Raw genomic sequence first — 26,436 nt, forward strand, 5'->3', positions numbered from 1 at the left:
CGCTTCGTTGGGCGCCCTCGTACCCTGGGTGCCCTTTCCCTGCACCGCCTCAGTCCCGCGCAGTCCCGCTTCCGGGGCTCCGGTGGGTCGATCCCTGTCCCCCTGCAGTCCGGCCGTGCCCTCTGCGCGGCGACTCCCTTGCCCGGCGTCCTGCCGGGCGACGCTTCCCCCCGTCCAGACAATGCCCATTCGCAAAGCCCGCACCTCGAAGGAGAAGGTCCAGGAGACCGAGCTCGCCACGGACGCCGTGGCGGACGAGAAGCCGCGCCGCCGCCGTGCGGCGAAGGCGGACGACTCGGACAAGCCCGTGCGCCGGCGCGCCGCCGCCGGGCGCCGCGACGAGGAGGCCCCCGCGGACGCGGAGGAGGGCGCCGAGGCCGCGGACGGCGCTTCTGACGACGGCGAGGGCGCGCCCGTGCGCCCCGTGCTCACCGCGATGCCGCGCCCGGTGCGCGACGACGAGCTGCAGGAGGCGCGCGCCGAGGCGCTGCACCACGGCCCCGCCGCCACGCTCACGCCGGCGCCCGAGCCCGAGGCGCCCACCATCACCGAGGTGGACCGCGACGGCACCCCGATGCAGGTCATCAAGCTCAACGACCTGAAGCGGATGAAGATCGTGGACCTGTCGAAGATGGCGCACGACTTCGGCATCGAGGGCTACCAGGGCCTCAAGAAGCAGGAGCTCATCTTCGCGCTGCTCTCGGGCATCGCGGACAAGCGCTTCGAGGTCCACGCCGAGGGCGTGCTCGAGCTGATGAGCGACGGCTTCGGCTTCATGCGCAGCGCGGACAGCGACTACCAGTCCAGCCCGGACGACATCTACGTCTCCCCGAGCCAGGTGCGCCGCTTCAACCTGCGCCCCGGCGACACGGTCACCGGCCCCATCCGCCAGCCGAAGGAGGGCGAGCGCTTCTTCGCGCTGCAGAAGGTGGACAAGGTCAACTTCACGGACCCCACCAGTGAGGCGGCCCGCGAGCGCATCCTCTTCGACAACCTCACGCCGCTCTACCCGACGCGCAAGCTGAAGCTCGAGCACGACGGCGCGGAGATGACCACCCGCATCATCGACATGTTCTGCCCCATCGGCCTCGGGCAGCGCTGCCTCATCGTGGCGCCGCCCAAGGCGGGCAAGACGGTGCTGCTGCAGAACATCGCGCACGCCATCAGCCGCAACCACCCGGACGTGTACCTCATCGTGCTGCTCGTGGACGAGCGCCCGGAGGAGGTCACGGACATGGAGCGCAACGTGCGCGGCGAGGTGGTGTCCTCGACCTTCGACGAGCCGGCGACCCGCCACGTGCAGGTGGCCGAGATGGTCATCGACAAGGCGAAGCGCCTGGTGGAGCAGAAGTACGACGTCTGCATCCTGCTCGACTCCATCACCCGCCTCGCGCGCGCCTACAACACGGTGGTGCCGGCGAGCGGCAAGATCCTCTCGGGCGGCGTGGACGCGAACGCGCTGCACAAGCCCAAGCGCTTCTTCGGCGCCGCGCGCAACATCGAGGAGGGCGGCAGCCTCACCATCATCGGCACGGCGCTCATCGACACCGGCAGCCGCATGGACGAGGTCATCTTCGAGGAGTTCAAGGGCACCGGTAACTCGGAGATCGTGCTGGACCGCAAGCTGATGGAGAAGCGCATCTTCCCGACGCTGGACATCAACAAGTCCGGCACCCGCAAGGAGGAGCTGCTGCTCAGCCCGGCGGACCTGGTGCGCATCACGGCGCTGCGTCAGGTACTGCACCCTTTCACCCCCATCGACGCGATGGAATTTGTGCTCAAGCACATGCGTCCGACCCCGTCGAACGCCGATTTCCTCGGCTCGATGAACCGGTAGGCATACTGCCGGGGGAGGGTCACCCCATGCGCCGCACCCGCCGTCTTCCCACCTTCGCCGCCCTGCTCGCAGGGCTGGCGCTGGGACTTGCCGCCGGATGCGAGCCGGCGCTGGACGTGGGAGGCGGCAGCGGCTCGCCGCCTCCCGGCATCTCCAACGTCACCTGCTTCCAGGACTCGGACTGCGTGCCCAACGCCTGCTGCGGCGACGGCACCGCCGTCACGCACGTGAGCGAGGGGCCCAACTGCCAGGGCGTGCGCTGCGGCCCCTGCGACGCCGAGTGCAGCGCGGGCAGCTGCTCGCCGAGCACCCTGCGCTGCGGCACCTGCATCCCGGTGTGCCGCAACTCGCGCTGCGCCGCCGCCTGCAGCTGAGGCGCGGGCGCGCGGGCTTCAGCTCTCGCGGGGCGGTGCGGGCGCGGGCGGCGGAGCGGCGACCACGGGCCCGAGCACGGCGGGCTCCGGCTGCGCCTTGAGGCGCAGGTAGTCGAAGCAGGCCACGAGCACGGCGGTGAGGGGCGCTGCGAGCAGCGCGCCCACCAGCCCGAAGAAGTGCTCCCCGGCGATGAGCGCGAACGCGACGATGACCGGGTGGATGCGCGCCGCGCTGCCCATGATCTTCGGGTTGAGCACGTAGGCCTCGAGCGCGTGGATGCCGATGATCCACAGCAGGATGGCGAAGGCCTTCTGCACCCCGTCCGAGAGCGCGATGAGCACGATGGGCACCGAGCTGAGGATGGTGCCGAAGATGGGGATGAGGCTGAACAGCGTGGCCACCGTGGCCAGCAGGAACACGAACTTCACCCCGAACAGCAGCATCCCCACGCCGGTGAGCAGGCCGTTCACCACGCAGATGGTGGCCTGCCCGCGCACGACGCCGGACAGCGCGCGGTCGATGCGCTCGGAGAGCAGGCGCGCGTCCGCGGCGTACTCGGGCGGGATGAGCGAGAGCGCGTAGCGGCGGATGGGCTGCGCGTCGATGGAGAAGAAGGCCGCCACCATCAGCATGAAGAAGAGCGTGAACACCCCCACCAGCACGCCGGTGACGATGCGGCGCGAGAGGTCCAGGATGCCCTTCACGTTCTCGCCCGCGTAGCCGGACACGCGCGTGGCCGCATCCCGGATGAGCTGCTCCAGGTCCAGCGAGAGGTTGAGCTTGGCGGGCCCCGCGTAGGGGGCGCTGCTCGCACCCTCGAGCGCGCGCTCGCTCAGGGCCACGGGGATGCCGCGCGCGAGCAGCCAGGACTCGGCGCGCTGCGCGATGAGCTCCACCTTCTCCGGCGTGAGCGCGTTCGCGTATGCCACCGCGTCGCGGCTGATGCGCGCGAGCTCGCGGTACAGCTGCGGCAGCAGCCCCACGAAGAACAGGTACACGCCCAGGAAGAAGAGGGCGTAGATGAGCAGGATGGCCACCCAGTGCGGCACCGCGCGCCCGCCCACCCGCAGGCGGGTGATGCGCCGCACCAGCGGCTGGACGAGGTAGGCGATGAGCGCCGCGCCCACGAAGGGCAGCAGCACCGCGTGGAACGTCACCAGCACCAGGGCGACGAAGAGCCACAGCCCCGCGAGGATGTAGAGGCGCTGGGTGCGCGGAGGCTTGAAGAGGAGTTCCGGCGGCGGCGGCATGGCTCTAGCGCCTTATGGCAAACGGCCGCCTCGCGCCACAAGCGCGCGTACTGGACGCAGGTTCCGTCCAGGTCACGTGCGGGGAGCGCACTCGCGCGTCCGTTGGAAAGGCGACGGCGAGCCCCCGGTCCACAGACTCGAAATTCTCTTCAGAAGAGACAGATGCAACCCGGTTACATCTGGGGCGCGGCGAGCTTCTGGCGCACGAGCTCGAGGCAGCGCACCATGTGGGGGCGCTTGATGCGGCCCCCGGTGGCCTCGCCCAGGGCGAGCATCTGCTCCACGAGCCAGCGGTCCAGCAGCAGCAGGGCCGGGCGGTCGGTGGGCGCGAGGCCCCGCTCCAGGTAGCGCTTGTTGCGCATGTAGTCGTCGTAGGCCGCGAGCTCCCGCTCGAGCTCCAGGCGCGCGAGCCCCAGCGCCTCCGCATAGACGGCCGGCGAGGGGCGGGGGCTCTCCCCCACGAGCAGCTCGGCGAGGGCAGGGGAGGCGGCGCTCAGGTCCACCTCCTGCACCGGCGGCGGCCAGCGCGCGAGATCCTTGGCCAAGAGCCGCGCCACCTCCTCGAGCAGGTGGTCCACGATCGGCACCGGCTTCGCTTCGAAGAGGTAGTCCCAGCGGGAGGCCATGGCTTCAGTCTAGAGCTGCTGCGCGAGCGCAGCGGAGGGGTGCGGTGCGAGCGAGAGCGAGCGCAGGCGCGCAGGGGGCGCCGGCTCACCGTAGCCCAGGGCGAGCTCGCGGCGAATCGACTCGTACACCGCGTGCCGGCACAGGAGCTCCTGGTGCGTCACCGGGGGCACCTCCACGTTGAACACGTTGGGCGAGCTCCGGGCATCCAGGACCGAGCTGGGATAGGAGGCCACCCCGTCGCCGCGCGAGTAGATGGAGGTGACGCGCACGGAGGAGGGGTAGGGCGCTTCCCTCAGCTGGCGCAGGAAGGGCGAGCGCGGCGTCATCTGCCACATGCTGGGGGCGAACCAGCCCAGCGTGGCGCAGCCCAGGTAGGCCACGGGCGTGCCGTGGAAGGGCGAGCCGAGCGTGATGAGGTTGCGCACCCGGCGCTCGCCGCCCAGGCGCTTCACGTAATAGGTGCCGATGAGGCCGCCCTTGCTGTGCCCGATGATGGTCAGGGGGCCCAGGTCGTAGCGGGCGTAGAGCCGCTCCACCTTGGCGTGCACCTTCTGGGCGCTCTCGTCGATGCCCCGGGTGTTGAAGCGGTCGAAGGCGCCGCCCAGGTTGATGGACCAGACGCAGTAGCCGTCGCGCCGCAGGCGCAGCTCGAGGATCTCGAACACCCGGCGGGTGCTGAAGAAGCCGTAGAGCAGGAGCACCGGCTTGGGGCAGCGGGTGAAGTCCGTGCGCCGAACGACCTCGTTCGCGCGCCGGTCGAACTGCACGTAGCCCGCGAAGTCCTTCACGCTGCGCTTGAACCGCCGATACCCCAGCACGAGGGAATTCATTCCGGCCGCTCTCCTCGCCGCTGCAACGCACGCACGCCGATCAAGCTAGGAACGGAGCCTGCAGGCGCCAGGGGGAAGGAGGACCTTTCCGTCCGGTATTGACCTCCAGGGGCGGCCGCGCTGTCTCCGGGATCAGGCGAAGTGTTGGAGGAAGTTGCGCAGGATGCGCGGCCCCGCCGGCGTCGGGCCCAGTCCCGCGAGAATGCGCGGCACGCGCTCGTTGGGTGGCAGACCCAGGGCGCGGGCCTCTTCCTCCAGGCGCTCGGCGCGCGCGCCCACGAGGGCTGCGAGCGCGCCGGAGGTGAGCTCGGGGTGGAACTGGACGCCGCGAACGCGGGGAGCGAAGGCGAGCGCCTGCAGCGCGGTGTTCGCATTGCCCGCGAGCACCCGCGCTCCCGCGGGCGCCCGCTCCACGATGTCCTCGTGCGTGGCCTGCACGCAGAAGCGCTCGGGAAGCCCCGCGAAGAGCGGGTCTCCGCGGCCCTCGCTGCTGAGCTGCACCTCGACCGTGCCCACCTCGCGCCCCTGCACGTTGCGCACGACGCGCGCGCCCCAGGCCCAGGCGAGCAGCTGGTGGCCGAAGCACACCCCGAGGATGGGGACCTGCTGATCCGCCGCCTCCCGCAGCCACTCGGCCAATCGCACCATCCAGGGCTGCGGCTGGGTGACGGAGAGGGGAGAGCCGGCGACGAGCACCGCGTCGAAGGCTCGAGCGCGCGCGGGCAGCGCCGCACCCAGGTGCGCGGCGACGGTGGTGAAGCGGTGGCCCTCCTGCCCCAGCGCCTCGAAGAACCAGCGGTCGTAGTCGCCCGCACCCAGGCGCACCGGCGCGGCCGCATCGCCCGCTTTCACCAGCAGGACGTTGCGGGGGGCGGTGGGTTGCCGCTCGGAAGCACGCTCCCTACCGTTGGCCACTGCCGCCCGGCCTGCCCGCGCGGCCCGGCGGCGGGCGCCGCCTGTGCTCCTTCTGCCCACCGTGTCGCTTCCCGCTTTCGTCCGCACCGTGTTCTCCATGTGAGGCCGCCGTCATGACCGATCCACGCACGCTGACGCCCCGCTTCCCGCAGCTCAAGCTGCTCATCGGAGGCCAGGCTGTGGACCCCATCGAGGGGCGCACCCTGCCGGTGGTGAACCCCGCGACGGGCGAGACGCTGTGCCAGGTGCCCAGCGCGGACGCCTCCGACGTGGACCGCGCGGTGCGCGCGGCGCGCAAGGCCTTCGAGGAGGGGCCCTGGGGGAAGATGAACGCGAGCGCGCGCGGCAAGCTGCTGCGCCGCCTCTCCGACCTCCTGTGGGAGCGGCGCGAGGAGTTCGCGCTGCTCGAGTCGCTGGAGAACGGCAAGACCTTCAAGGACGCGCTGCGCGGGGACGTCGGCCCGGGCGCAGCCACGCTGTCCTGGTGGTCGGACCTCGCGGGCAAGACGCACGGCGAGGTGCTGCCGGTGGACGGCCCCTTCCACACCTACTGCCTCAAGGAGCCGGTGGGCGTGGTGGGCGCGATCGTGCCGTGGAACTACCCCACCTGCCTCATGTGCTGGAAGCTGGGCCCGGCGCTCGCCGCCGGCTGCACCGTGGTGCTCAAGCCCAGCGAGCTCACGCCGCTCACCGCGATGAAGCTGGGCGAGCTCGCGCTGGAGGCGGGGCTGCCCGAGGGCGTGCTCAACGTGGTGGTGGGCTATGGCGACCCTGCGGGCGAGGCGCTCGCGCGCCACCCGGACGTGGACAAGATCTCCTTCACCGGCTCGGCCCGCACCGCGCGCCGCCTCATGCAGGCGAGCGCCGCGACGAACCTCAAGAAGCTGACGCTGGAGCTGGGCGGCAAGAGCCCGCAGATCATCTTCCCGGACGCGGACTTCGACACCGCGATCGAGGCCTGCTTCTGGGGCATCTTCGGCAACAAGGGTGAGACCTGCAACGCGGGCAGCCGCGTGCTGGTGCACGAGCGCGTGTACGACGAGTTCGTGGGCCGGCTCGCCGAGCGCGCGCGCCACATGCGCGTGGGTGACCCCCTGAGCCCCGACACCGAGATGGGCGCGCAGGTGAGCGCGAAGCAGCTGCAGACCATCCTCGGCTACATCCAGAGCGGCCAGGAGCAGGGCGCGCGCGTGCTCGCAGGCGGCGAGCGCGACACGGAGGGCGCCAAGGCGCGCGGCAACTTCCTCAAGCCCACCATCTTCGGAGAGGTGCAGCCCGAGATGCGCATCGCGCAGGAGGAGATCTTCGGCCCGGTGCTCAGCTGCCTGCGCTTCCGCGACGAGGCGCACGCGCTGCAGATTGCGAACGGCACCTCGTACGGGCTCGCCGCGAGCCTCTGGACGCGCGACGTGGCGCGCGCCCACGCGCTCGCGCGCCGCGTGAAGAGCGGCGTGGTGTGGATCAACTGCTTCAACGAGTTCGACGATGCCGCGCCCTTCGGTGGCTACAAGGAGAGCGGCTGGGGGCGGGACCTGTCGCATCACGCGATCGAGGGTTACCTCCAGTACAAGGCCGTGTGGACGAAGCTCCCCACGGACGTCTGAGTCACGCTGCACGAGGAGCGCGTCCCATGCCGAACCGTCCCAAGGCCAAGGTCCTGAAGCTCTCTCCCGCCGCTCCGAAGCACGCGCGCGCGCGCCGCAGCACGCGCACGCCGGCGTCCCGCGCCCCGCGCGCGAGCGCCGAGTCGCAGCTGGACGGCATCAAGCGCTGGCTCGAGGAGAAGGGCGTGCGCCAAGTGAAGGTGGGCGCCGTGGACATCGACGGCGTGTGGCGCGGCAAGTACATCTCGCTGGAGAAGTTCTACTCCGCGGCGAAGGGCGGCCTGGGCTTCTGTGACGTCGTCTTCGGCTGGGACATCGCGGACGACCTGCTCGACAACACCAAGGTGACGGGCTGGCACACCGGCTACCCGGACGCGCAGGCCCGCGTGGACCTGTCCACCGGGCGCATCATCCCGTGGGAGCCGGACACGGCGGCCTTCCTCCTGGACTTCGTGAAGCCGGACGGCAGCCCGTGGGAGGTGAGCCCGCGCCAGCTCCTGCAGCGGGTGGGCGAGCGCGCCCGCGCGGCCGGCTTCCTCCCGCGCTTCGGGGCCGAGTACGAGTTCTTCGTCTTCAAGGAGAACCCGCAGTCGCTCAAGGACAAGGGCTACCAGAACCTGACGCCGCTCACCCCCGGCATGTTCGGCTACTCGTGGCTGCGCACCAGCCAGAGCGCGCCCTTCGTGCACGCGCTGATGGACGGCTGCAACGCGTTCGGCCTGGACATCGAGGGCTTCCACACCGAGACCGGCCCCGGCGTCTTCGAGGCGGCCATCCGCTACGGGGACCTGGAGCGCGCGGCGGACCGCGCGGTGCTGTTCAAGACGGTGGTGAAGGAGATCGCGAGCCGCCACGGCCTCACCGCCTGCTTCATGGCCAAGGTGAACCCGAAGCTGCCGGGCTGCTCGGGCCACGTGCACGAGTCCCTCTGGGACTTGAAGGGCGAGAAGAACCTCTTCCACGACCCGTCCGCCGAGGGCGGGATGAGCCGCACGCTGCGCCACTACCTCGGGGGGCTCGTCACGCTGATGCCCGAGCTCACCGCGCTCTACTGGCCCACGGTGAACAGCTACAAGCGCAGCGTGGAGGGCACCTGGGCCCCCACCGCCGTGACCTGGGGGCGCGAGAACCGCACCACCGCGGTGCGCGTCATCGGCGACAGCCCCAAGTCCATGCGCCTCGAGTACCGGCAGCTGGGCGCGGACATGAACGCGTACATCGGCATGGCGGCGAGCCTCGCCGCGGGCCTGTGGGGCATCGAGAACGAGGTGGAGCCGCCGCCGCCCTGCGCGGGCAACGGCTACCAGGCCGGTGCGCCTCCGCTGCCGCGCACCCTGAAGGAGGCGGTGTGCCTCCTCAAGGAGAGCGAGCGCGCGCGCGAGCTGCTGGGCGAGGAGTTCGTGGACCACTACGTGCGCACGCGCGAGTGGGAGGTGCGTCAGTACGAGCGCGCCGTCACCAGCTGGGAGCTCGAGCGGTACCTGGAGTTGATCTAACGCAGTCCCTCACCCCGACCCTCTCCCAAAGGGAGAGGGAGGACACGGTGGAGATCATGAAGCCCATCGACATGCCGACCGAAGCGCGCATCACCGAGATGGCCTGGCCCACGAAGATCGTCTTCGGCGTGGGCGCGCTGCAGCGGCTGCCGGCGCAGGTGGCGCGGCTCGGGATGAAGAAGCCCCTGGTGGTGACGGACGCGGGCGTGGTGAAGGCGGGCCTCGCCCAGCGCGTGTACGACGTGCTGAAGGGCGCGGACGTGGCATTCGGCGTCTTCGACCGCGTGCAGCCGAACCCCACCGAGAAGGATGCCTTCGATGGGCTCGAGGCCTACCGCAGCCAGGGCTGCGACGGCATCGTCGCGGTGGGCGGCGGAAGCCCCCTGGACGCGGCGAAGCTGGTGCAGTTGCTCACCACGCACGAGCCGCCGCTCAGCCGCTACGACGACGCCACGGGCGGAGACCAGTACGTGCGCGACGACCTGCCGCCCCTCATCGCCATCCCCACCACCGCGGGCACGGGCTCGGAGGTGAGCCGCTCGGGCGTGGCCACGCTGCAGGACACCGGGCGCAAGACGGTCATCTTCAGCCCGCACCTGCTGCCGCGCGCTGCCGTGTGCGACCCCGAGCTCACCGTGGGGCTGCCGCCCGGGCCCACCGCGGCCACCGGCATGGACGCCTTCACCCACTGCCTCGAGGCCTACCTCTCCAACGGCTTCCACCCGCTCGCGGACGCGGTGGCGCTGGACGGCATCATGCGCGTGGGCCGCTCGCTGGAGACCGCCGTGCGCAACGGGAAGGATCTCGCCGCGCGCAGCGACATGATGGTGGCCGCGCTCGAGGGCGCCATGGCCTTCCAGAAGGGACTGGGCGCCTGCCACGCGCTCGCCCACGCGCTCACGCCCATCAGCAACGTGCACCACGGCCTGGCCAATGCCGTGGTGCTGCCCGCGGTGATGAACTTCAACCGCGCCGCGGTGGTGGGGCGGCTCGCGCGCGTGGCGGTGGCGATGGGGGACACGTCACTGGCGCGCGAGGAGGTGCTCGCGGGCAATGCCATCGAGCGCGTGCGCGCGCTCAACGCCGCCATCGGTATCCCCGCGCGCCTGCGCGATGTCGGGGTGCAGGAGAAGGACCTGGAGACCATCGCGCACAAGGCTTTCCAGGACGCCTCGCACCTCGCCAACCCGCGCAAGTGCAGCGAGGCGGACCTGCTCGCGATTGCGCGCGAGGCCTACTGAGCCTGGGCTACTGAGCCTGGGCTACTGAGCCTGGGAGCCCGCGTCCGCAGCGCCCGCGGGCGGCGCGACGATGCCGCCGTCCGGGTTGGGCTTGAGCTGGCCGCCGGCGCCGACCACGCCGCCCACGGTGGGGGCGGGCGCCGCCTGCGGGGTGAACTCGATGGTCTCCACGGCCACCTGGCCCGGGAGCCGGAAGTCCATGGCGTTGATGCGGCCGCCGCGCTCGTGCTCGTAGATCTGCTGCGCCACGGTGCCCGCGACCAGCTTCTGGTCCGAGTAGAAGACGTAGGCGTAGACCTTTCCCTCCTCGGCCGGGATGCGGAAGGTGGTCTTGCCGATGGGCACGCCCGGGTCGCACTTGATGGAGAGGTTCTGGCGCGTCATCGTGAGCTGGCGCACCACGCCCTTCTCCGAGACGGTGAAGAGCAGGCAGAAGGGCAGCTGGTCCTTCGTGGTCACGAACTCCACGGTGTTGCCGTCGAGGCTGCGCAGCTCGGTGCGTTTCGCCGCGGGGGACTTGGCCCCGTCCTGACATCCGGTGAACAGCGCCACCACTGCCAAGGCCCAGGTCCAGCGCTTCATAGGTCCGCTCCGTCTGGCGAGATGTGTTCCCAGGATAGCGCACCCGGAGGCCACCCCGCAGCCCCCCTGCGACTCAAGGTCGACGGTAGACAATCACCTGCGGCGTCTCGTCGACGTAGAGGCCCGTCACCGGCACCTGGGTGCCGAAGGCCTGCCACACCGCCACCTCGTGCTCGCGGAACTCCTGGTGGTACTGCACCGCGGCGAGGTCCGCGTCCTCGGGGCCACCGGCGGGCCGCAGGTCCGAGCGCAGCTGGCCGTTGCGCTGGTAGTCGCGGAAGGAGTAGCCGTTCACCTCGTGCAGGTAGATTCGCGCCCCCTGCGGAGCATGCGCGTTGATCCACGGCAGCACGCCGGTGACGTTGTTGCTCCAGAACTGGCGCTGCATGCCGAGCGAGGCGGCCCCCGGAAGGCCCCCCGCCAGCTCCCCGTAGAAGCTGGTGCAGTAGGGGTGCACGCGCGCGAGCCCGAGCAGCGCAGGCGCGAAGAGCAGCGCGAACACCGGTGCGGCGACGGCGGCCCGTGGGACCCGCGCCGGCAGGCGCTGCGAGAGCGCCGCGCACCCGCGCGCCACCGAGGCCCCCGCGAGCATCGCGAGGAAGGGCATGGAGGGCAGCCAGTGCTTCACCCCGCCGAAGTGCGGCACCTGCGGGTGGCTGATGAGGAGGATGGAGGCGAGCGCGTGCGCCCCCACGAGCAGCTCCGCGAGCGAGGCGCGCCGACGGAGCGCGCGCACCGCGAGCCCGAGCAGCCCCGTCACCATGGGCGCGAGCAGGCTCAGGGGCACGGTGAGCGCCGTCACCACGAACACGTAGGCGAGCGGGAAGGGCGGCGCGACGAGCAGCTGGCCCAGGTAGAACCAGGCGTAGTGCAAGTGCTCGGCGTGGAAGGCGAGGTACCACGCGGTGCGGTCCACCGGGTGGTGCCAGAGGTAGGGCCAGTGCAGGTAGAAGAGCAGCGGGCCCAGCGCGAGCATCGCCACGAGCGTGCCCAGCGCGCGCGCGGCCGGGGGCGCCAGCACGGAGAGCCTGCGCACGCAGAGCGCGAGGCCCACGACCAGGCTCCCCGCGAGGAAGGTCGCGGGGCTGAGCGGCGCGATGCGGCGCAGCAGCCCCTCCGGCCCGAGGCTCAGCGCCATCAGCGCGAAGAGCAGCGGCACGGCGAGGCTCACTGCCACGAAGAGCCCCAGCGTGCGCCGCGCCTCGCGCAGCCCGGCCCCGGACGTCGCAGTCCACGCCCGCGCGAGCGCGAAGGGGGCGAGCGCCACGGGGAGGAAGAGCGCGTTGTGCTTCGTGCCCAGCGCGAGCCCGAAGGCGAGCCCGCAGGCCCAGCCCCAGCGCGCCTCGTCCAGCGCGCGCCAGAACGCGTACACGACGAGCAGCCACATCGCGGCCACCGGCATGTCGAAGCAGGCCAGCTCCGCGTTGAAGAGCTGGCGCGGGACGAGGAAGAAGGAGAGGGCGGCGAAGAGGCCCGCGGTGCGGCCCCAGAGGCTGCTGCCCATGCGGTAGACGAGCGCGGGGATGAGCGCGTTGAGCGCGAGCGCCGGCAGGCGGAAGGCGGTGGCCGGGCGCATCAGGCCCAGCTCCTCGTGCAGCACGGCGTGCGAGAGGCCGAAGAGCAGCTTCATCAGCACCGGGTGCTCGTGGTTCTCCTCGAAGAAGCGCACGATGCTCGCGTCCTGCAGCGCGAGCGCGGGCGCGTGCACGAGCAGCCGCAGCCACGCGGCGTAGCTCTGGCCCGCCGCGAAGTAGACGCTCTCGTCGCGCACGTAGCCCACCGCGCGCTCGGTGAGCAGCAGCGCGAGCAGCGCGAGCGCCCACAGCGCGAAGGCCGTCCAGCGCTCCTGTCGCAGGGCGCGCTCGCTCACCGGGCGCTTCCCCCGGCCGCGGGCGCGAGCCCCTGCAGCTCCACGCACACCCAGCGGGCCATGGCGCGCTCGGCCCTCACGGCCACGGCGAGCGGGCGCGGCGGGCCCGGCGGCAGGGCCACCTCGCGCACCTGCTGTCCCTCGCGGCCGGGCGGCAGCGTCAGCGAGAGCAGGGGCGCTGCGCCCGAGGAGAGCGTGACCTCGGTGTCGCTGATGCGCTCGGGGTCCACCTTGCGCGCCTGCTCCCAGATGATGCCCGCGCCCAGGCGGTAGGCGGGCGCGGCGGGCACCGGGTCGAACTCGGCCACGAGGCGCGCGGCGCCCCCGGGCGGGTGCATCCAGAGGCAGTGGCGGGGCTGGTACGCCACCTCGTGCCACTCGGCCGCGACGCGCAGGTGGGGCGCGCCGGCGCAGCGGTGGGCCGCGCCGTCGAAGGGGCAGGGCAGGCGCGCGCCGTCGGGCCCCTCGAGGTAGACGCGCGCCGAGGCGAGCGCCGCGGTGGCATCGAAGCGGCGCGCCCGGTAGCGGCCGTTGGCGTAGGGCGTGAGCGTGAGCGGCCCGAAGTGCTCGGCGGGCGCGAGCGCGGTGCGGCCCGGGAGGAAGGCCTGCTCGAAGGCGCGCGCGTCCGAGCGCGGCAGCTCCGGCTGCCCCAGCACCCAGATGCGCGGGTGCGCATCCAGGTCGTCCGCGTCCGAGCCGAGGTAGCCCACCACGGGGAGCCCGGGCGGCGCGAAGAGGCGCGCGCGCTCGGTCCACCAGGGCCACAGGAGCACCACGTCCCCGGGGCGGGCCGCGCGTGACAGCGCCGCGGCGGCCGCGCGGTGGTCATCCTCGGAGGGCAGGCGCGAGGGGAGGGTGAGCTGGAAGAGCAGCGCCAGGAGCGCGGCGGCGACGAGCGCCGCGAGCTCCAGCAGGGGCAGCGCGCGCCGGAGGCTACGACTTGGCAAGGCGGATCTTCTGCTCGCTCTTGTCGCGGCAGAAGGTGCAGAAGATGGGCTCACCCTGGGGGAAGGAGGGGGTCCAGGGCAGGTACATCGAGCAGCGCGGGTCCAGGCAGTGGTGCAGCTCCCAGAGGTGCCCCAGCTGGTGCAGGGCGTGGCGCGCCACCGGCTTGAAGCCCGCCTCCAGGTCCTTGTGCGGGTGCGTGGAGATGATCGCCCGGTCCTTGCCGTACACCGCGAAGCCGTGCGTGGGCGCGGTGCCACTGGGCAGCTGCCGGTCCTTGAGCCGGCGCGCCGTGAGGTAGAGCAGCTTGTCGTCCTGGTAGGCGCGCACGCTCTCCACCTTCGCGAGCAGCTGCTCGGCGTCGAGGGGCTCGGAGAGGCCGGCGGGCACGCTCACGCTGCCCGAGTGCTCACAGCCCACGCCGAAGGCCGTGTAGAGCGTCTGGCAGAAGCGGGCGAGCTGCTTGTCGTCGAAGGGGTCCAGCGTCACGACGCGAATCACGGGGCGTCACCTCGGGAAGGACTCGTGGGAGGACTCGGGGGCACGCGGCCGCGCCGTCAGCTCTTCTTCTTCGCGGCCTTGGCGGCGGGCTTCGCGGCCTCGGCCGTCTTGGCCTTGGGCGGACGGCCGCGCTTCTTGGGCGCGGCGTCCTCGTCGGCGGGCTCCGCCTTGGCCTTGGGCGGGCGGCCGGGCTTCTTCGCGGCCACCGGGGGCGCGTCCTCGGCGGGCTTGGCCTTGGGCGGGCGCCCGCGCTTCTTGGGCGCCTCGGCCTCGGCCGTCTTGGCCTTGGGGGGACGGCCGCGCTTCTTGGGGGCCTCGTCCTCGGCCGCGGCCTCGTCGCCGCCCTCGGCCTCCTCGCCCTCGCCCTCCTGCTCCTCCTCCTCGGCGGGAGCGGGCTCCTCGTCCGAGGGCAGGTCCAGGTCGCCGTCCAGGCCGAGCAGGTCCGAGTCCAGCTCGAGGTCGTCGTCTCCGCCGCCGCCCTTGAGCTTGAACTCCTCGGCGGTGCGCTTGGGGCGCTCGCGGCCGGGCGGGAAGAGCACGAGGTCGATGGCGTCCTCGGCGTTGCACTCGGAGGTGCTCAATGCCGCGGCGACCTCGCTCACCAGCAGGTGGCGGGCGCTGTCGTAGAGCTCGCGCTCCTTCGTGGGCAGGGGGCGCAGCTCGCTGAGCACCTGCAGTCCCTTCACGACCTCGGCGAGCCCGAGGATGCCGCCCTGGGTCATGCGGTCCTGGTTGGTGCGCGCGCGCAGCTTCCAGTCCAGGTCCGCCTTGTCGCTGTCGGAGCGCAGGAAGGAGAAGAGCCGCTCGACCTCCTGGGGGCCGGCCACCTTGCGCACGCCGATGCTGGCCACCTTCGACTCGGGGACCATCACGACCGCACCGTCCTCCTCGCGTTTGAGGATGACGAGCGTGAGGCGCTGACCTGCCACCTCTTTCACGTCGACGGCGGTGACGCGGCACACCCCCTGCTTCGGGTACACCACGCGGTCACCGACCGCGAGCTGGAGTGACGCTGGCGCTGGCGCGGAGCCTTCTGGCATGTCCCCCTCGGGTGCAGGAAGAAGAGGGAGGGTCGTAGCACCATCACCCACCCGGTGCCACGAACTTAGCGCTGGGCGAGGGCCGCGGCACGCTGGACACGCAACAGTGTCCCGAGCACCTCACGCTGGCGGGCATCCACCGCGGCGCGGGCCCGGGCCTCCTGGGGCGGCCCGTCTCCCAGGCGTCCGTCGAGGCGCAGGCTCCCCAGCCCTGCCGTCACTCCCAGCGCTGCCACCAGCATCAGTGCCTTCATCCGTGCGTCCCTCCCGGGCCTGCCGAGCGTGCTCGCCCTGCGGACGGCCGTGCGGGCACGGCCTGCGCGGGGGCGGCGTTGGGCGCAGAGGGTAGGGGGCGGGCGGGCGCGGGCAACTTTTCGACTACAGGACGCCTGTGGCCTGTAGCGCGGGGCCCCCGCGCGCCGCGGCCTTCCGCACCCGGGCAGCGAGGCGTATCTTCCGCGCCGCCGCAGGTTGATTTTTCTGTCAATCAAGGAGCTCCAAGCCATGGCCGCAGTGCTCGAGACGAAACACCCCGCGCAGGTGCCCGCGGGGGGCGCCTTCCTCTTCGAGGAGGTGGGCAGCGTGCGCATCACGACGCCCGAGGCCTTCACCGAGGAGCAGCGGCTCTACCTCAAGACCGCGCTGCAGTTCAGCCGCGAGCAGGTGCTCGCGCAGTCCGAGGCCATCGAGCGCAAGGAGCCGGGCGTGCTGCGCGAGCTGCTGCGGCGCGCGGGCGAGCTGGGCCTCTTGATGATCGACATCCCCGAGGCGCACGGGGGCCTGGGGCTGGACAAGACCACGAGCCTCATCCTCGCCGAGTCGATGAGCCTGCACGGCAGCTGGAGCGTGACCTTCGGGGCGCACACCGGCATCGGGTCGCTGCCCATCGTGTGGTTCGGCTCCGAGGCGCAGAAGGCGAAGTACCTGCCGAAGCTCGCCACCGCGGAGCTGGTGGCGGCGTACGCGCTGACCGAGCAGGGCAGCGGCTCGGACGCGCTGGGCGCGAAGACCAAGGCCGTGCTCAGCCCGGACGGCAAGGAGTGGATCCTCAACGGCAGCAAGCTCTACATCACCAACGCGGCCTTCGCGGACGTGTTCGTGGTGTTCGCGAAGGTGGACGGCGACAAGTTCACCGGCTTCATCGTGGAGAAGGGTGCGCCGGGCTTCAGCGTGGGGCCCGAGGAGCACAAGATGGGCATCCGCGGCTCCAGCACCTGCCCGCTCTACTTCGAGGACGCGCGCATCCCGCGCGAGAACCTGCTGGGCGAGGTGGGCAAGGGGCACAAGATCGCCTTCAACATCCTCAACTACGGGCGCCTCAAGCTGGGCGCGGGCGTGCTGGGGAGCATGAAGCTGCAGCTGGCGAGCGCGCTCGCGTTCGCGCAGGAGCGCAAGCAGTTCGGCACGCCCATCGCGCAGTTCCCGCTCACCCGCGAGAAGTTCGCGCGCATGGCGGGGCTCATCTACGCGGTGGAGAGCATGACCTACCGCACCGGCGGCCTGGTGGACGCGCGGCTCGCGGGCGAGGACAAGGCGGCCGCGGACTACGACGCGAAGCTCATCGCCTCCATCGAGGAGTACGCGATCGAGAGCTCCATCATGAAGGTGTTCGGCTCCGAGGCGCTGGGGCAGCTCGTGGACGACGCGGTGCAGGTGCACGGCGGCGCGGGCTACATCGAGGAGTACCCGGTGGAGCGCGCGTACCGCGACGCGCGCATCAACCGCATCTTCGAGGGCACCAACGAGATCAACCGCATGCTCATCGCCGGCATGCTGCTCAAGCGCACCCTCAAGGGCAGCCTGCCCCTGTTCCAGGTGGCGCAGCAGCTCGACGAGGCGCTCGCGAAGGGCAGCGTGCCCGCGCCTGCGGCCGGGGACGCGCTCGCGGCGGAAGCGCACGCGGCCGAGTGCACGAAGCGGCTCGCCATCTACGCGCTGAAGGTCGCCGCCGAGCGCTTCGGCCCCGAGCTGGAGAAGCACCAGGAGGTGCTCGCCGCGGTGGCCGACGTGGTGATGGACGCGTTCGCACTGGACTCCATGGTCACCCGCACGCGCCAGGCCGCGAGCGAGGGGAAGCTGGACCCGGTGCGCGTGGCGCTGGTGCAGGCCTTCGCCACCGAGGCGAGCGCGCGCAGCTACGAGCGCACCAAGCGCGCCCTGTGCGCGAGCAGCGAGGGCGCGGCGCTCGAGGGGCACCTGAAGGCCATCGCGCCGCTCTACCGCTTCGTGCCGCGCGACCCGGTGGCGCTGCGCGAGACCGTGGTGGCGGCGCTGGAGAAGAGCGGGGGCTATCCCTTCGAGCAGGCCTAGAAGCGCAGAGGGGCTTTGACGCGGGCGCTGCCGGTGCGGAAGATGGCTGCTTTTGCCGGCCGCACCTGCAGCACACCCCCTTCACGGGCCGCAGCCTCGCTGCGCTCGAGTGGAAGAGCCCCATGCACCTTCTGCCCCGCCGCGCTGCGGCTGTCCTCCTCCGCATCGCCGCCGTGGTCGCCCTCGGCGGTTGCGGCAATCCCATCGACGCTGCGCTCGAGGGCGTCTGGACGGGCGTCGACGGACTGACCATCGAGTTCGACGGGAACCAGGCCGTCGTGACCGACTTCGGTAGCTCGACGCTCGGGACCAATCGCGGAGTGCTCGATATTGGCGATGCCTATATCGAGGACATCGCGTGCGAGGACTCCGGCTGCGAGGGGCAGATCGTGAGCCCGCAGCTCGTGAACGGCACCCTCGTGAGCTACAGCCGCGTGAACGTGATCATCGAAGCGGCCGGGACGCTCATCACGCTGCGCAGCCAGGCGCTGCCGGGCTCGACGGCGCAGTTCACGAAGGCCGGCGGCGGCGACGCGGGAGGGGGCGGCGGCTCGACGCTGCAGCAGACGGCGGCGTGCTCGCAGTGGTGGTCCGCGGTGAAGGCGGGCGGGCCGTGGAAGGTGACGGAGGTCAGCAACGGCGGCAGCTCCGGCGCGCCGTCGAAGACGGTGACGCTCACCTTCTCGGGCACGGACCACTACACCATCACCAACCCGGACGCCGTCGGCGAGGCCCCGGCCAGTGGGAGCACGGGCACCTTCGGCGACGTCATCTTCACCGACAACTTCTCGGGCTACTGCCGCTTCGCCTTCTGGAGCCAGGGGCAGAACCAGGTGCGCGTCTGGTTCATGCGCTCGCTCTCCAGCGGGCGGCTGGAGGTCGGGCTCGATACCAGTGCGGGCTCGCCGGCGCGCTGGGTGATGCAGGGGAGCTGAAGTCGGGTGTCGCTGCACCCGCCCCCGTCTCGGGCAGGGTGGTGCGCGGCCTCGCGTGAGACACCATGACCCCCGTCCATCTTCCCTCCGAACCTTCCCCGTGGATCGTGCGCTTCGCCCATCTGGTCCGCGCGGGAGGCCGCGTGCTGGACGTGGCGGCGGGCGAGGGCCGGCACGCGGCGTTCTTCCTCTCGCGCGGGCATGCGGTGACGGCGGTGGACCGCACCACGGACGCGCTCGAGCGGCTGAAGCGGTGCGACGTGCGCCGGCTCGACCTCGAGGACGGCGCACCCTGGTCGCTGGGCGGCGGCTGGGATGCGATCGTGGTGACGAACTACCTCCACCGCCCGCTGCTGCCTGCGCTTCCCGGCGCGCTCGCTCCCGGCGGCGTGCTCCTGTACGAGACGTTCGCGCAGGGCCACGAGCGCTACGGCCGCCCGAGCCGCCCCGAGTTCCTGCTGCGCCCCGGGGAGCTGCTCGAGGCCTTCGTTCCGCCCCTCACGCCCGTGGCCTACGAGCACGGGCTGCTGCTGCGCGCGCGGCCCTGCGTCATCCAGCGCCTGGTGGCCGTCGCCGGTAGCGCGGACCCGCTGCCGCTCGAGAGCTGAGCGGTCGCCCCACGCGGGAGGGTAGCCCCTCGCGGCCCGAGTGGCCGGGCACCCGGCCGGACTGCGGCAGACCACCCGTGGCTCGTCCGGCAGTCCGCCGCAGGGAGCGCTCGGACTTCAGTCCAGGCTGCCGATGCGCCACGACCGCTGGCACGCTGGCGCCGAGTGTGCCCGGGAGGCGAGCGATGAAGACCGGTGGTTGTGCCTGTGGTGCAGTCCGCTACGAGGTCAGCCTCGCGCTGACCTCCGTCACCTTCTGCCACTGCTCGAAGTGCCGCCGCTGGCACGGCCACGTGGGGGCCTGGGCAGCGGTGGACCGCCCCGGCTTCCGGCTCGTCGAGCAGCGCGGGCTCAGGTGGTGGGCGGCGTCTCCCACGGTGCGCAAGGGCTTCTGCGGCGAGTGCGGCTCGAGCCTGCTGTGGGACGAGGACGGCGCCTCCAAGATGTCCATCTGTGCGGGCTCCTTCGACGCGCCGAGCGGTCTCACGCCCAAGGCGCACATCTACCTGGGCAGCAAGGGCGACTACTACGAGGTGCCCGACGACGGCCTCCTGCGGCGCGAGGAGTTCACGCGCTGAGGCTCAGGGCATCCGGCTGACCGCGTCCATGCCGAAGCTCACCCGCGCGCGCCAGGGCGCAGGGGGCAGGGCGCTGAGCGCGAGCAGCTGCTCGAGCCGCTCGGCGATGTCGAGGCGCAGCTTGCCGAACTGCACGCCGAAGCCGGGGGCGAGCGCGGGCGTGCGGTCGGTCTGCGTGCTGGTGGTCCACACCACCTCGCCGTGCAGCGGCAGCTGCCCCAGCGACATGCTCATCTCGAGCAGGAAGGGGGTGCCCACGCGCACGCTGCGCGGCAGGGCGGGCGCCTCCACCTCGAGCCCGAGCCCGCCGCGCGAGATGTCGCGCACGAGGAAGGCAGGGGAGAAGGGGGCGTCCTCCGTGGCGCGCAGGTTGAGCGGGATGCGCGGAAAGCGGCGCATCTTCTCGTGCTCGTGCGTGTCGAAGATGCGCTGCAGCACGGCATCCAGCCCTGCGCGGTCGCCGCCCGCGTCGTAGCGCACGGTGAGCAGGCGCCGGCCGCTGGGCTGCACCGCCACCTGCACCACCTCGCCCAGCACCTCCACCGGCGCCTCGACGCCCGAGGCGTGCAGCTCGAAGACGAAGCGCGTGCCCACGCCCACGTCCTTCTGCGTCTCCAGCGCGACCACGCCCTGGCCCACGCTGCGCGTGAACTCCCCCAGCAGCGCCGCGGGCGACTTGTACGAGACCTTCAGCCGCACGGTCGGCGTTCCCGGCGGGGCCTTGGGGGCGGGGGTCTTCACGTAGGCAGGAACATTGCGCGCCGCCTGCAAACTTTTCAAGGCCGGTTACCCGGGAACCCACGGCGAGTGTCGGGTCGTTGCGGATGCCCTGGGGCAACCCCGCGCGGGGGCTCGGAATTCGCCCCGCGCGGGGGCTCGGCGCCCGCACGGCGCGTGCTGTTTCGGGCTGTTGCGCTTTCTTGACCGGGTAGGAGGCGGGGGGTAGCTTCGCGCGGCCAAGTGGCAAGGAGTGGGAAGCAGTGGCGCAAAGTGCCCTGCGCGCGCGAAAAGGTGGCAGGTCCCCGTGTTCCGAGGCGTCTATGAGCACCAGATCGACGCAAAGGGCCGCACGAGCCTGCCGGCCAAGCTGCGCGACACGCTCACCGGCGCCTACGACGAGCGGCTCATCATCACGACCGCGCTGGACCCCTGCCTGCACGCCTATCCGGTGCGCGAGTGGGAGGCGCTCGAGACGGCGCTCGCCAAGCGCAACCCCATGGAGCCGGGGGTCAAGACGCTGATGCGCCTCTACGTGGCCAGCGCCCAGGAGTGCCCGCTGGACAAGCTGGGGCGCGTGCTCATCCCGCCCTCGCTGCGCGCGCACGCGGGGCTGGAGAAGGACCTGGTGTGGGCGGGGATGGTGAAGGTGATCGAGGTGTGGAGCGTGACGGGCTGGGCGAAGGCGCAGGCGGACGCGCGCAACGAGGTGGAGAGCGCGGACGTGATGCGGGTGCTCACGGAGCTTCGGCAGTAAGCGGATTCACGGGGAGGGTCATCATGCAGATGAACTGGGCGATTGCAGAGCGGGCGGCGCGGGCGACGGGCGGAGCCGAGCGCGTGGAGACGGTGCTGCTGGAGGGCGAGCTCTCCGAGCAGGAGCTGGTGCAGGTGGCCGACGAGCTCACCCGGCGCGCGGGCCGCGGCGCGCGCCTGCTGGTGCTGGACTTCAGCGAGGTGCCGCACCTGAACTACCGCGGCGTGCGCCCGCTGATGGAGCGCGCCGCACAGCTGCGCCGCGCGGGCGGGGACGTGAAGCTCTCCGGCCTCTCGCCCTACCTGAAGGCCATCTTCCGCGCGGCGGGTGCCCACGACGCCTTCGAGTTCTACCCGCACATGTCCGATGCGCGCGCCGCCTTCGCGCACGCGCGCGCTCCCTTCGTCTGACCCGGCTGCCCTGACCCGAGAGGCCGCGCCCGTGCCGTCCGACTTCCACCACCACACCGTGCTGCTCGAGGAGACCGTGGCCGTGCTGCAGCCCGGCGAGGGCAAGCTGCTGGTGGACGGCACCCTGGGCGGGGGCGGCCACACCGAGGCGCTGCTCGCGCGCGGGGCCACGGTGGTGGGCGTGGACCGCGACCCGGTGGCGCTCGCCGCGGCGCGCGCGCGGCTCGCGGCCTTCCCGCGCTTCAGCGCGCGCCAGGGCAACTTCGGCGAGCTGCCGGAGCTGGTGGCGGACCTCGCGCCGGTGGACGGCGTGCTGGTGGACCTGGGCGTGAGCAGCCCGCAGCTGGACGTGGCCGAGCGCGGCTTCTCCTTCATGAAGGACGGCCCGCTGGACATGCGCATGGGGGACACCGGGCGCACCGCGGCGGAGCTCATCGCGGACGTGGACGAGCAGGAGCTCGCGCAGCTCTTGCGCGAGCTGGGCGAGGAGCCCTTTGCCCGGCCCATCGCGCGCGAGCTCAAGCGGGCGCTGCCCACGCGCACGCTGGAGGCGGCCGAGGCGGTGAAGCGCGCGGTGCCCCGGCGCGCCTGGCCGAAGAAGATCCACGTGGCCACCAAGACCTTCCAGGCGCTGCGCATGGCGGTGAACGGCGAGCTCGAGGCGCTGGACGCGCTGCTCGCCGCGCTGCCCACGCTGCTCAAGGTGGGCGGGCGCGCCGCCGTCATCTCCTTCCACTCGCTCGAGGACCGGCGCGTGAAGGAGGCCTTCCGCGCGCTGGTGGGGCAGTGCACCTGCCCGCCGGGGCTGCCGGTGTGCGCGTGCGGCGGAGGCGGGCACGGCTTCGCCGCGCTCACCCGCAAGGCCCTCTCCGCCTCGGACGCGGAGCTCGACGTGAACCCCCGATCCCGCAGCGCACACCTGCGCGCGGTGGAGCGAATCAAATGAGCAAGCTGGGCAAGGGTGGACGCGGCACGGGGTTCGGCGCGAGCGCAGGGACGCGCGGCAGCGTGAGCGTGGCGGGGGTGCTCGCGCACCTGCTGCCGGCCGTGGCGGTGATGGTGCTGCTCACCGCGGTGGGCCTCGTGCACGTGACGGGCCGCGTGATGGTGGTGGACGCGGGCTACCGCCTCAGCCGCTCGGAGGCCGAGAGCCGCACGCTGCAGCGCGAGAACGACCGGCTGAAGCTGGAGCTCGCCACGCTCAAGACCCCGGCGCGCCTCGAGCGGCTCGCGCGCGAGAAGCTGGGCATGGGGCTGCCGGCCACAGGCGCCGTCATCGCGCTCGCGCCGGCGCGCACGCCCGCGCGCGTGCAGGCGCGCAGCAGCCACGCGGTGCAGGTGGCCGAGCGGAGCGCCGGGCAGTGAGAGACTTCAAGAGCGTCCGGGCGCCGGATGCCGGCCCGGGCGGCGGGGTGGCCGGCGGGAGCCGCTGGCTGCGCCTGCGCGTGCTGCTGATGCTCGCGCTGTTCCTCGGCCTGCTCGCGGTGGCGCTGGGGCGCGCGGTGAAGCTGCAGGTGTTCGACCGCGACCAGCTGCGCGGCATGGCGCAGGACCAGTACATGCGCCAGATCGAGATCCCCGCGCGCCGCGGCGATATCTTCGACCGGCGCGGCGCCCCGCTCGCGCAGAGCGTGGAGGTGGACTCGGTCTGGGTGGACCCCTCGATGCTCCCGGACGTGAAGGGGGCCGCGCGCGCGCTCGCCAAGCGCCTGAGGCTGGACCCCGACGAGCTCACGGTGCGCCTCACCCGCTCGCGCCGCTTCGCGTGGGTGAAGCGCCAGGTGACCCCGCGCGAGGCCGAGAGCGTGAAGGAGCTCGCGCTTCCGGGCATCGGCTTCACGAAGGAGCCCAAGCGCTTCTACCCGCAGCGCGAGCTGGGCGCGCACGTGGTGGGCATGGTGGGCATGGACGGGCGCGGCCTCGAGGGCCTCGAGCTCGCCTTCGACGACGAGCTCTCCGGGCAGAACTCGCGGCTCTCGGGCCTGCGCGATGCGAAGGGGCGCAAGCTGCTCACGCAAGGGGGCACCGCGGACCCGCTCGAGCGCCAGGGCGCGGCCATCACCCTCACGCTGGACCGGCACCTGCAGTTCGTCACCGAGCGCGCGCTGAGCCACGCGGTGGAGGAGGCGAAGGGGGTGGCCGGGATGGCGGTGGTGCTGGACCCCAAGACGGGGGAGATCCTCGCGCTCGCCAACGACCCGCGCTTCAACCCCAACACCCCGGAGACGGGGCTGAAGAACGCCATCCGCAACCGCGCCGCGCTGGACACCTTCGAGCCCGGCTCCACGATGAAGGCCTTCGTGGTGGCCGCCGCGCTGGAGACCGGCGCGGTGAAGCCCGAGCAGACCTTCTTCTGTGAGAACGGCGCCTGGCGCATCGGGCGCAACGTCGTCAACGACACGCACAAGTACGGCTGGCTCACGCCCGAGCGCGTGCTGCAGGTCTCGAGCAACATCGGCGTCTCGAAGATTGCCCAGCAGCTGGGCCGCGAGCGCATGGTCGAGGCCTACCACGCGTTCGGCTTCGCGGAGCGCACGGGCCTGTCCCTGCCGGGCGAGGGGCGCGGCGTGGTGCCCTTCCCCAAGGCGGACATCTCCTTTGCCACCCAGTCCTTCGGCCAGGGCATGACGGCCACCGCCGTGCAGCTCGCCGCGGGCTACGGGGCGCTGGCCAACGGCGGCGTGCTGATGCGCCCCTACCTCGTCCAGAAGGTGGTGGACCCGGACGGCGTGGTGCTGCTCGAGAACCGCCCCACCGAGGTGCGCCAGGCGGTGAGCGCGAAGACCGCGCGCCAGGTGGTGAAGATGCTGGAGAGCGTGGTGCTCAAGGAGGGCACCGCGCCCAAGGCCGCCATGGAGCAGTACCGGGTGGCGGGCAAGACGGGCACCGCGCAGAAGGCGGACCCGGTGGCGCGCGGCTACTCGGACAAGCGCATCGCGTCCTTCATCGGCATGGTGCCCGCGGAGGACCCGCGCCTCGTCATCCTCGTCGTGGTGGACGAGCCGAAGACGGACGTGTACGGGGGGCTCGTGGCTGCCCCCGCCTTCAAGGAGATCGCCCAGCAGGCGCTCGCGCACCTCGCGGTGCCGCCCTCGCGCGAGGCGCCCGTGCCCGTGCCCGTGGCTACCCAGGGCTCCGGCAAGGGCCTGCCCGCCAGCCCGTCCCCCGTGGCCACGGTGAGCGCGGTGCGCGGCGCGGTGCCCTCGGTGGAGCTGGTGGAGCCTGCGGGGGAGGGGAGCGTGCACGTGCCGGCGCTGCTCGGTCAGGCGGGGCGCGAGGCAGTGAGCAGGCTCCTGGCCGCCGGGCTCCAGCCAGAGTTGTTGGGGAGTGGACGGGTTGTCGCGCAAAATCCCGCCCCCGGAGCGGTGGTGGAAAAGGGTTCGCGGGTCACGGTGGAGCTGTCCGCGCGGCAATGAGGCCGCGCGCAGGAAGAGACGGCCTCCAGCCTCCCCCGCGCATGCAGCAGAGCTGTTGGAAGGGAAAACGATGAAGCTGACGGATGTCCTGGCAGGGTGTGGGGCGGAGCAGACCTCGGGTGGGCGCTCCGCGGTGGACGTGACGGGCGTCACGCAGGACTCCCGGAAGGTGAAGCCGGGGGACGTGTTCGTGGCGGTGCCGGGCACGAAGGAGGACGGGGCGAAGTACGTGGGCGAGGCGATCAGCCGCGGCGCCGTGGCGGTGGTGGCCGAGCAGCCCGCGGCCTCTCAGATTCCCTTCTTCAAGGTCTCCAACGCGCACAAGGCGCTCGCGCTCATCGCGGCGAACTTCTACGGCCGCCCCGCGCAGGGCCTCACCCTGCTGGGCGTCACCGGCACCAACGGCAAGACCACCACCAGCTACCTGCTGCAGGCGATGAGCACCGCGGGCTACGCGTCCACGGGCGTCATCGGCACGCTGGGCGCGCGCTTCGCGGGCCGCTCGGTGGAGACCCAGCACACCACGCCGGACCCGGTGGAGCTGCACCGCATCCTGCGCGAGATGGTGGATGCGGGGATCGAGAACGTGGTCATGGAAGTCAGCAGCCACGCGCTCATCCAGGAGCGCGTGCACGGCCTCACCTTCCGCGCCGCCGCCTTCACCAACCTCACGCGCGACCACCTCGACTTCCACAAGGACCTCGAGGAGTACTTCCAGGCGAAGCGCAAGCTGTTCTCGGAGAACTTGAGTGCGGGCGGGGTCGCGGTGGTGAACGGCGACGACACCAGCGCGAGCCGCATCTACAACGAGCTGCGCGGCCAGAAGCGCATGGCGTGGAAGTTCAGCCGCCAGGGCGCCGGGGAGATCAGCGCCACGGACGTGACCTTCTCCTTGCAGGGCATCAAGGCCACGCTGAAGACGCCCGCGGGCGACATCCCGGTGAAGAGCAAGCTCATCGGGCCGCACAACCTGGAGAACATCCTCGCGGCGGCCGGCATCGCGCTCGGGGCGGGCTTCAGCCGCCGCGACGTGCAGGAGGGCATCGAGCGGATGACCGGCGTGCCCGGGCGCATGGAGCGCGTGGACGGCGCGGTGGCGCCGGGCGCGAGCGGCCCCGCGGTGCTCGTGGACTACGCGCACACGGACGACGCGCTCAAGCGCGCGCTGGAGGCCGCGCGCGCGCTGGCCAAGGGCCGCGTCATCGTCGTGTTCGGCTGCGGCGGCGAGCGCGACAAGGGCAAGCGTCCGCTGATGGGCGCGGTGGCCGGGGAGGGCGCGGACCTCGCCGTGGTGACCAGCGACAACCCGCGCAGCGAGGACCCCGAGGACATCATCGGCCAGGTGACGCCGGGGCTCGAGAAGGTGGGCCTGCGGCGCATCAGCGCGGGCAAGGCCAAGAGCGGCGAGCGCGGCTACCTGGTGGAGAGCGACCGCAAGGAGGCCATCCAGGTGGCGGTGAGCCTCGCCAAGGACGAGGACGTGGTGCTGGTGGCCGGCAAGGGGCACGAGGCCTACCAGCAGGTGGAGGCCGAGCGCATTCCCTTCGACGACCGCGAGATCGCGGCCCGGGCGCTGGCCACGCGCGCCTAGG

Annotated in this window: 26 protein-coding genes; 15 read left to right on the plus strand and 11 right to left on the minus strand. The window is 72.1% G+C overall.

Features of this window, described 5'->3' with window-relative positions:
• The first annotated feature begins 187 nt into the window (after positions 1 to 187).
• On the plus strand, positions 188 to 1,837 hold the full coding sequence (gene rho, locus FGE12_RS18450) for a transcription termination factor Rho (protein WP_194798063.1): 1,650 nt from the start codon (positions 188 to 190) through the stop codon (positions 1,835 to 1,837).
• A 26-nt stretch (positions 1,838 to 1,863) separates the two neighbouring features.
• Positions 1,864 to 2,211 (plus strand): hypothetical protein, encoded by a 348-nt coding sequence (locus tag FGE12_RS18455; RefSeq protein ID WP_153867812.1) that lies wholly within the window; start codon positions 1,864 to 1,866, stop codon positions 2,209 to 2,211.
• Positions 2,212 to 2,229: 18 nt separating this feature from the next.
• Here the strand turns inward: FGE12_RS18455 and FGE12_RS18460 are convergent, their stop codons facing one another.
• The 4 genes from FGE12_RS18460 to FGE12_RS18475 form a co-directional block, all read right to left on the minus strand.
• Positions 2,230 to 3,462, minus strand: a complete 1,233-nt coding sequence (locus tag FGE12_RS18460) for an AI-2E family transporter (protein ID WP_153867813.1) — start codon at positions 3,460 to 3,462, stop codon at positions 2,230 to 2,232.
• A gap of 173 nt (positions 3,463 to 3,635) precedes the next feature.
• Positions 3,636 to 4,088 (minus strand): hypothetical protein, encoded by a 453-nt coding sequence (locus FGE12_RS18465; RefSeq protein WP_153867814.1) that lies wholly within the window; start codon positions 4,086 to 4,088, stop codon positions 3,636 to 3,638.
• A gap of 9 nt (positions 4,089 to 4,097) precedes the next feature.
• Positions 4,098 to 4,919: an alpha/beta fold hydrolase gene (locus FGE12_RS18470; RefSeq protein WP_153867815.1), complete on the minus strand. Its 822-nt coding sequence runs from the start codon at positions 4,917 to 4,919 to the stop codon at positions 4,098 to 4,100.
• Positions 4,920 to 5,051: 132 nt separating this feature from the next.
• On the minus strand, positions 5,052 to 5,834 hold the full coding sequence (locus tag FGE12_RS18475; protein ID WP_370459055.1) for a glutamine amidotransferase: 783 nt from the start codon (positions 5,832 to 5,834) through the stop codon (positions 5,052 to 5,054).
• A gap of 113 nt (positions 5,835 to 5,947) precedes the next feature.
• On the opposite strand from FGE12_RS18475, the gene FGE12_RS18480 reads away from it, so the two are divergent.
• The 3 genes from FGE12_RS18480 to FGE12_RS18490 are packed head-to-tail and all read left to right on the plus strand — an operon-like array spanning position 5,948 to position 10,175.
• Positions 5,948 to 7,438 (plus strand): aldehyde dehydrogenase, encoded by a 1,491-nt coding sequence (locus tag FGE12_RS18480; protein ID WP_153867817.1) that lies wholly within the window; start codon positions 5,948 to 5,950, stop codon positions 7,436 to 7,438.
• Positions 7,439 to 7,464: 26 nt separating this feature from the next.
• On the plus strand, positions 7,465 to 8,934 hold the full coding sequence (locus FGE12_RS18485; RefSeq protein ID WP_194798028.1) for a glutamine synthetase family protein: 1,470 nt from the start codon (positions 7,465 to 7,467) through the stop codon (positions 8,932 to 8,934).
• Between the two features lie 56 nt (positions 8,935 to 8,990).
• Positions 8,991 to 10,175: an iron-containing alcohol dehydrogenase gene (locus FGE12_RS18490; RefSeq protein WP_153867928.1), complete on the plus strand. Its 1,185-nt coding sequence runs from the start codon at positions 8,991 to 8,993 to the stop codon at positions 10,173 to 10,175.
• Between the two features lie 21 nt (positions 10,176 to 10,196).
• Here FGE12_RS18490 and FGE12_RS18495 read toward each other — a convergent pair whose 3' ends face one another.
• The 6 genes from FGE12_RS18495 to FGE12_RS18520 form a co-directional block, all read right to left on the minus strand.
• Positions 10,197 to 10,757, minus strand: a complete 561-nt coding sequence (locus FGE12_RS18495; protein WP_153867818.1) for a hypothetical protein — start codon at positions 10,755 to 10,757, stop codon at positions 10,197 to 10,199.
• A 73-nt stretch (positions 10,758 to 10,830) separates the two neighbouring features.
• Complete coding sequence (locus tag FGE12_RS18500) at positions 10,831 to 12,627, minus strand: glycosyltransferase family 39 protein (protein ID WP_194798029.1); 1,797 nt, start codon at positions 12,625 to 12,627, stop codon at positions 10,831 to 10,833.
• Positions 12,624 to 13,574, minus strand: a complete 951-nt coding sequence (locus tag FGE12_RS18505) for a hypothetical protein (protein WP_153867819.1) — start codon at positions 13,572 to 13,574, stop codon at positions 12,624 to 12,626. Before FGE12_RS18505 ends, FGE12_RS18500 begins: the two co-directional genes overlap by 4 nt.
• Positions 13,561 to 14,073 (minus strand): hypothetical protein, encoded by a 513-nt coding sequence (locus FGE12_RS18510; RefSeq protein WP_194798030.1) that lies wholly within the window; start codon positions 14,071 to 14,073, stop codon positions 13,561 to 13,563. The genes FGE12_RS18505 and FGE12_RS18510 overlap by 14 nt, the downstream gene beginning before the upstream one ends.
• 56 nt (positions 14,074 to 14,129) lie before the next feature.
• Positions 14,130 to 15,113 carry a CarD family transcriptional regulator gene (locus FGE12_RS18515; protein ID WP_153867820.1) on the minus strand — a complete coding sequence of 328 codons (984 nt, stop codon included), beginning with the start codon at positions 15,111 to 15,113 and terminating at the stop codon, positions 14,130 to 14,132.
• A 65-nt stretch (positions 15,114 to 15,178) separates the two neighbouring features.
• Positions 15,179 to 15,367, minus strand: a complete 189-nt coding sequence (locus tag FGE12_RS18520) for a hypothetical protein (RefSeq protein WP_153867821.1) — start codon at positions 15,365 to 15,367, stop codon at positions 15,179 to 15,181.
• Between the two features lie 250 nt (positions 15,368 to 15,617).
• Between FGE12_RS18520 and FGE12_RS18525 the strand changes: the two genes are divergently transcribed.
• The 4 genes from FGE12_RS18525 to FGE12_RS18540 all read left to right on the plus strand — a co-directional run bounded on the left by FGE12_RS18525 (position 15,618) and on the right by FGE12_RS18540 (position 19,544).
• Positions 15,618 to 17,423: an acyl-CoA dehydrogenase family protein gene (locus FGE12_RS18525; protein ID WP_153867822.1), complete on the plus strand. Its 1,806-nt coding sequence runs from the start codon at positions 15,618 to 15,620 to the stop codon at positions 17,421 to 17,423.
• Positions 17,424 to 17,545: 122 nt separating this feature from the next.
• Positions 17,546 to 18,358: a hypothetical protein gene (locus FGE12_RS18530; protein WP_153867823.1), complete on the plus strand. Its 813-nt coding sequence runs from the start codon at positions 17,546 to 17,548 to the stop codon at positions 18,356 to 18,358.
• A gap of 65 nt (positions 18,359 to 18,423) precedes the next feature.
• Positions 18,424 to 18,966 (plus strand): bifunctional 2-polyprenyl-6-hydroxyphenol methylase/3-demethylubiquinol 3-O-methyltransferase UbiG, encoded by a 543-nt coding sequence (locus FGE12_RS18535; protein WP_153867824.1) that lies wholly within the window; start codon positions 18,424 to 18,426, stop codon positions 18,964 to 18,966.
• A 185-nt stretch (positions 18,967 to 19,151) separates the two neighbouring features.
• The gene (locus FGE12_RS18540; protein ID WP_153867825.1) at positions 19,152 to 19,544 is read left to right on the plus strand and encodes a GFA family protein; all 393 of its coding nucleotides are present in this window, start codon (positions 19,152 to 19,154) and stop codon (positions 19,542 to 19,544) included.
• Positions 19,545 to 19,547: 3 nt separating this feature from the next.
• Here the strand turns inward: FGE12_RS18540 and FGE12_RS18545 are convergent, their stop codons facing one another.
• Positions 19,548 to 20,285 (minus strand): PilZ domain-containing protein, encoded by a 738-nt coding sequence (locus tag FGE12_RS18545; RefSeq protein ID WP_194798031.1) that lies wholly within the window; start codon positions 20,283 to 20,285, stop codon positions 19,548 to 19,550.
• Positions 20,286 to 20,568: 283 nt separating this feature from the next.
• Here FGE12_RS18545 and mraZ point away from each other — a divergent pair, with 283 nt between their 5' ends.
• The 6 genes from mraZ (at position 20,569) to FGE12_RS18575 (ending at position 26,435) form a co-directional block, all read left to right on the plus strand.
• Complete coding sequence (gene mraZ / locus FGE12_RS18550) at positions 20,569 to 21,018, plus strand: division/cell wall cluster transcriptional repressor MraZ (RefSeq protein WP_194798032.1); 450 nt, start codon at positions 20,569 to 20,571, stop codon at positions 21,016 to 21,018.
• Positions 21,019 to 21,047: 29 nt separating this feature from the next.
• Positions 21,048 to 21,428 carry an STAS domain-containing protein gene (locus FGE12_RS18555; RefSeq protein WP_153867931.1) on the plus strand — a complete coding sequence of 127 codons (381 nt, stop codon included), beginning with the start codon at positions 21,048 to 21,050 and terminating at the stop codon, positions 21,426 to 21,428.
• Positions 21,429 to 21,459: 31 nt separating this feature from the next.
• The gene (gene rsmH, locus FGE12_RS18560; RefSeq protein WP_370459056.1) at positions 21,460 to 22,374 is read left to right on the plus strand and encodes a 16S rRNA (cytosine(1402)-N(4))-methyltransferase RsmH; all 915 of its coding nucleotides are present in this window, start codon (positions 21,460 to 21,462) and stop codon (positions 22,372 to 22,374) included.
• The gene (gene ftsL / locus FGE12_RS18565) at positions 22,371 to 22,793 is read left to right on the plus strand and encodes a cell division protein FtsL (RefSeq protein WP_153867828.1); all 423 of its coding nucleotides are present in this window, start codon (positions 22,371 to 22,373) and stop codon (positions 22,791 to 22,793) included. The genes rsmH and ftsL overlap by 4 nt, the downstream gene beginning before the upstream one ends.
• Positions 22,790 to 24,844, plus strand: a complete 2,055-nt coding sequence (locus FGE12_RS18570; RefSeq protein WP_370459057.1) for a penicillin-binding protein — start codon at positions 22,790 to 22,792, stop codon at positions 24,842 to 24,844. Before ftsL ends, FGE12_RS18570 begins: the two co-directional genes overlap by 4 nt.
• A 70-nt stretch (positions 24,845 to 24,914) precedes the next feature.
• Entirely contained in the window at positions 24,915 to 26,435 is a 1,521-nt protein-coding gene (locus FGE12_RS18575) for a UDP-N-acetylmuramoyl-L-alanyl-D-glutamate--2,6-diaminopimelate ligase (RefSeq protein WP_153867829.1), read from the plus strand.
• Position 26,436 lies beyond the last annotated feature (1 nt).

The sequence above is a fragment of the Aggregicoccus sp. 17bor-14 genome (assembly GCF_009659535.1).
Lineage (GTDB): Bacteria > Myxococcota > Myxococcia > Myxococcales > Myxococcaceae > Aggregicoccus.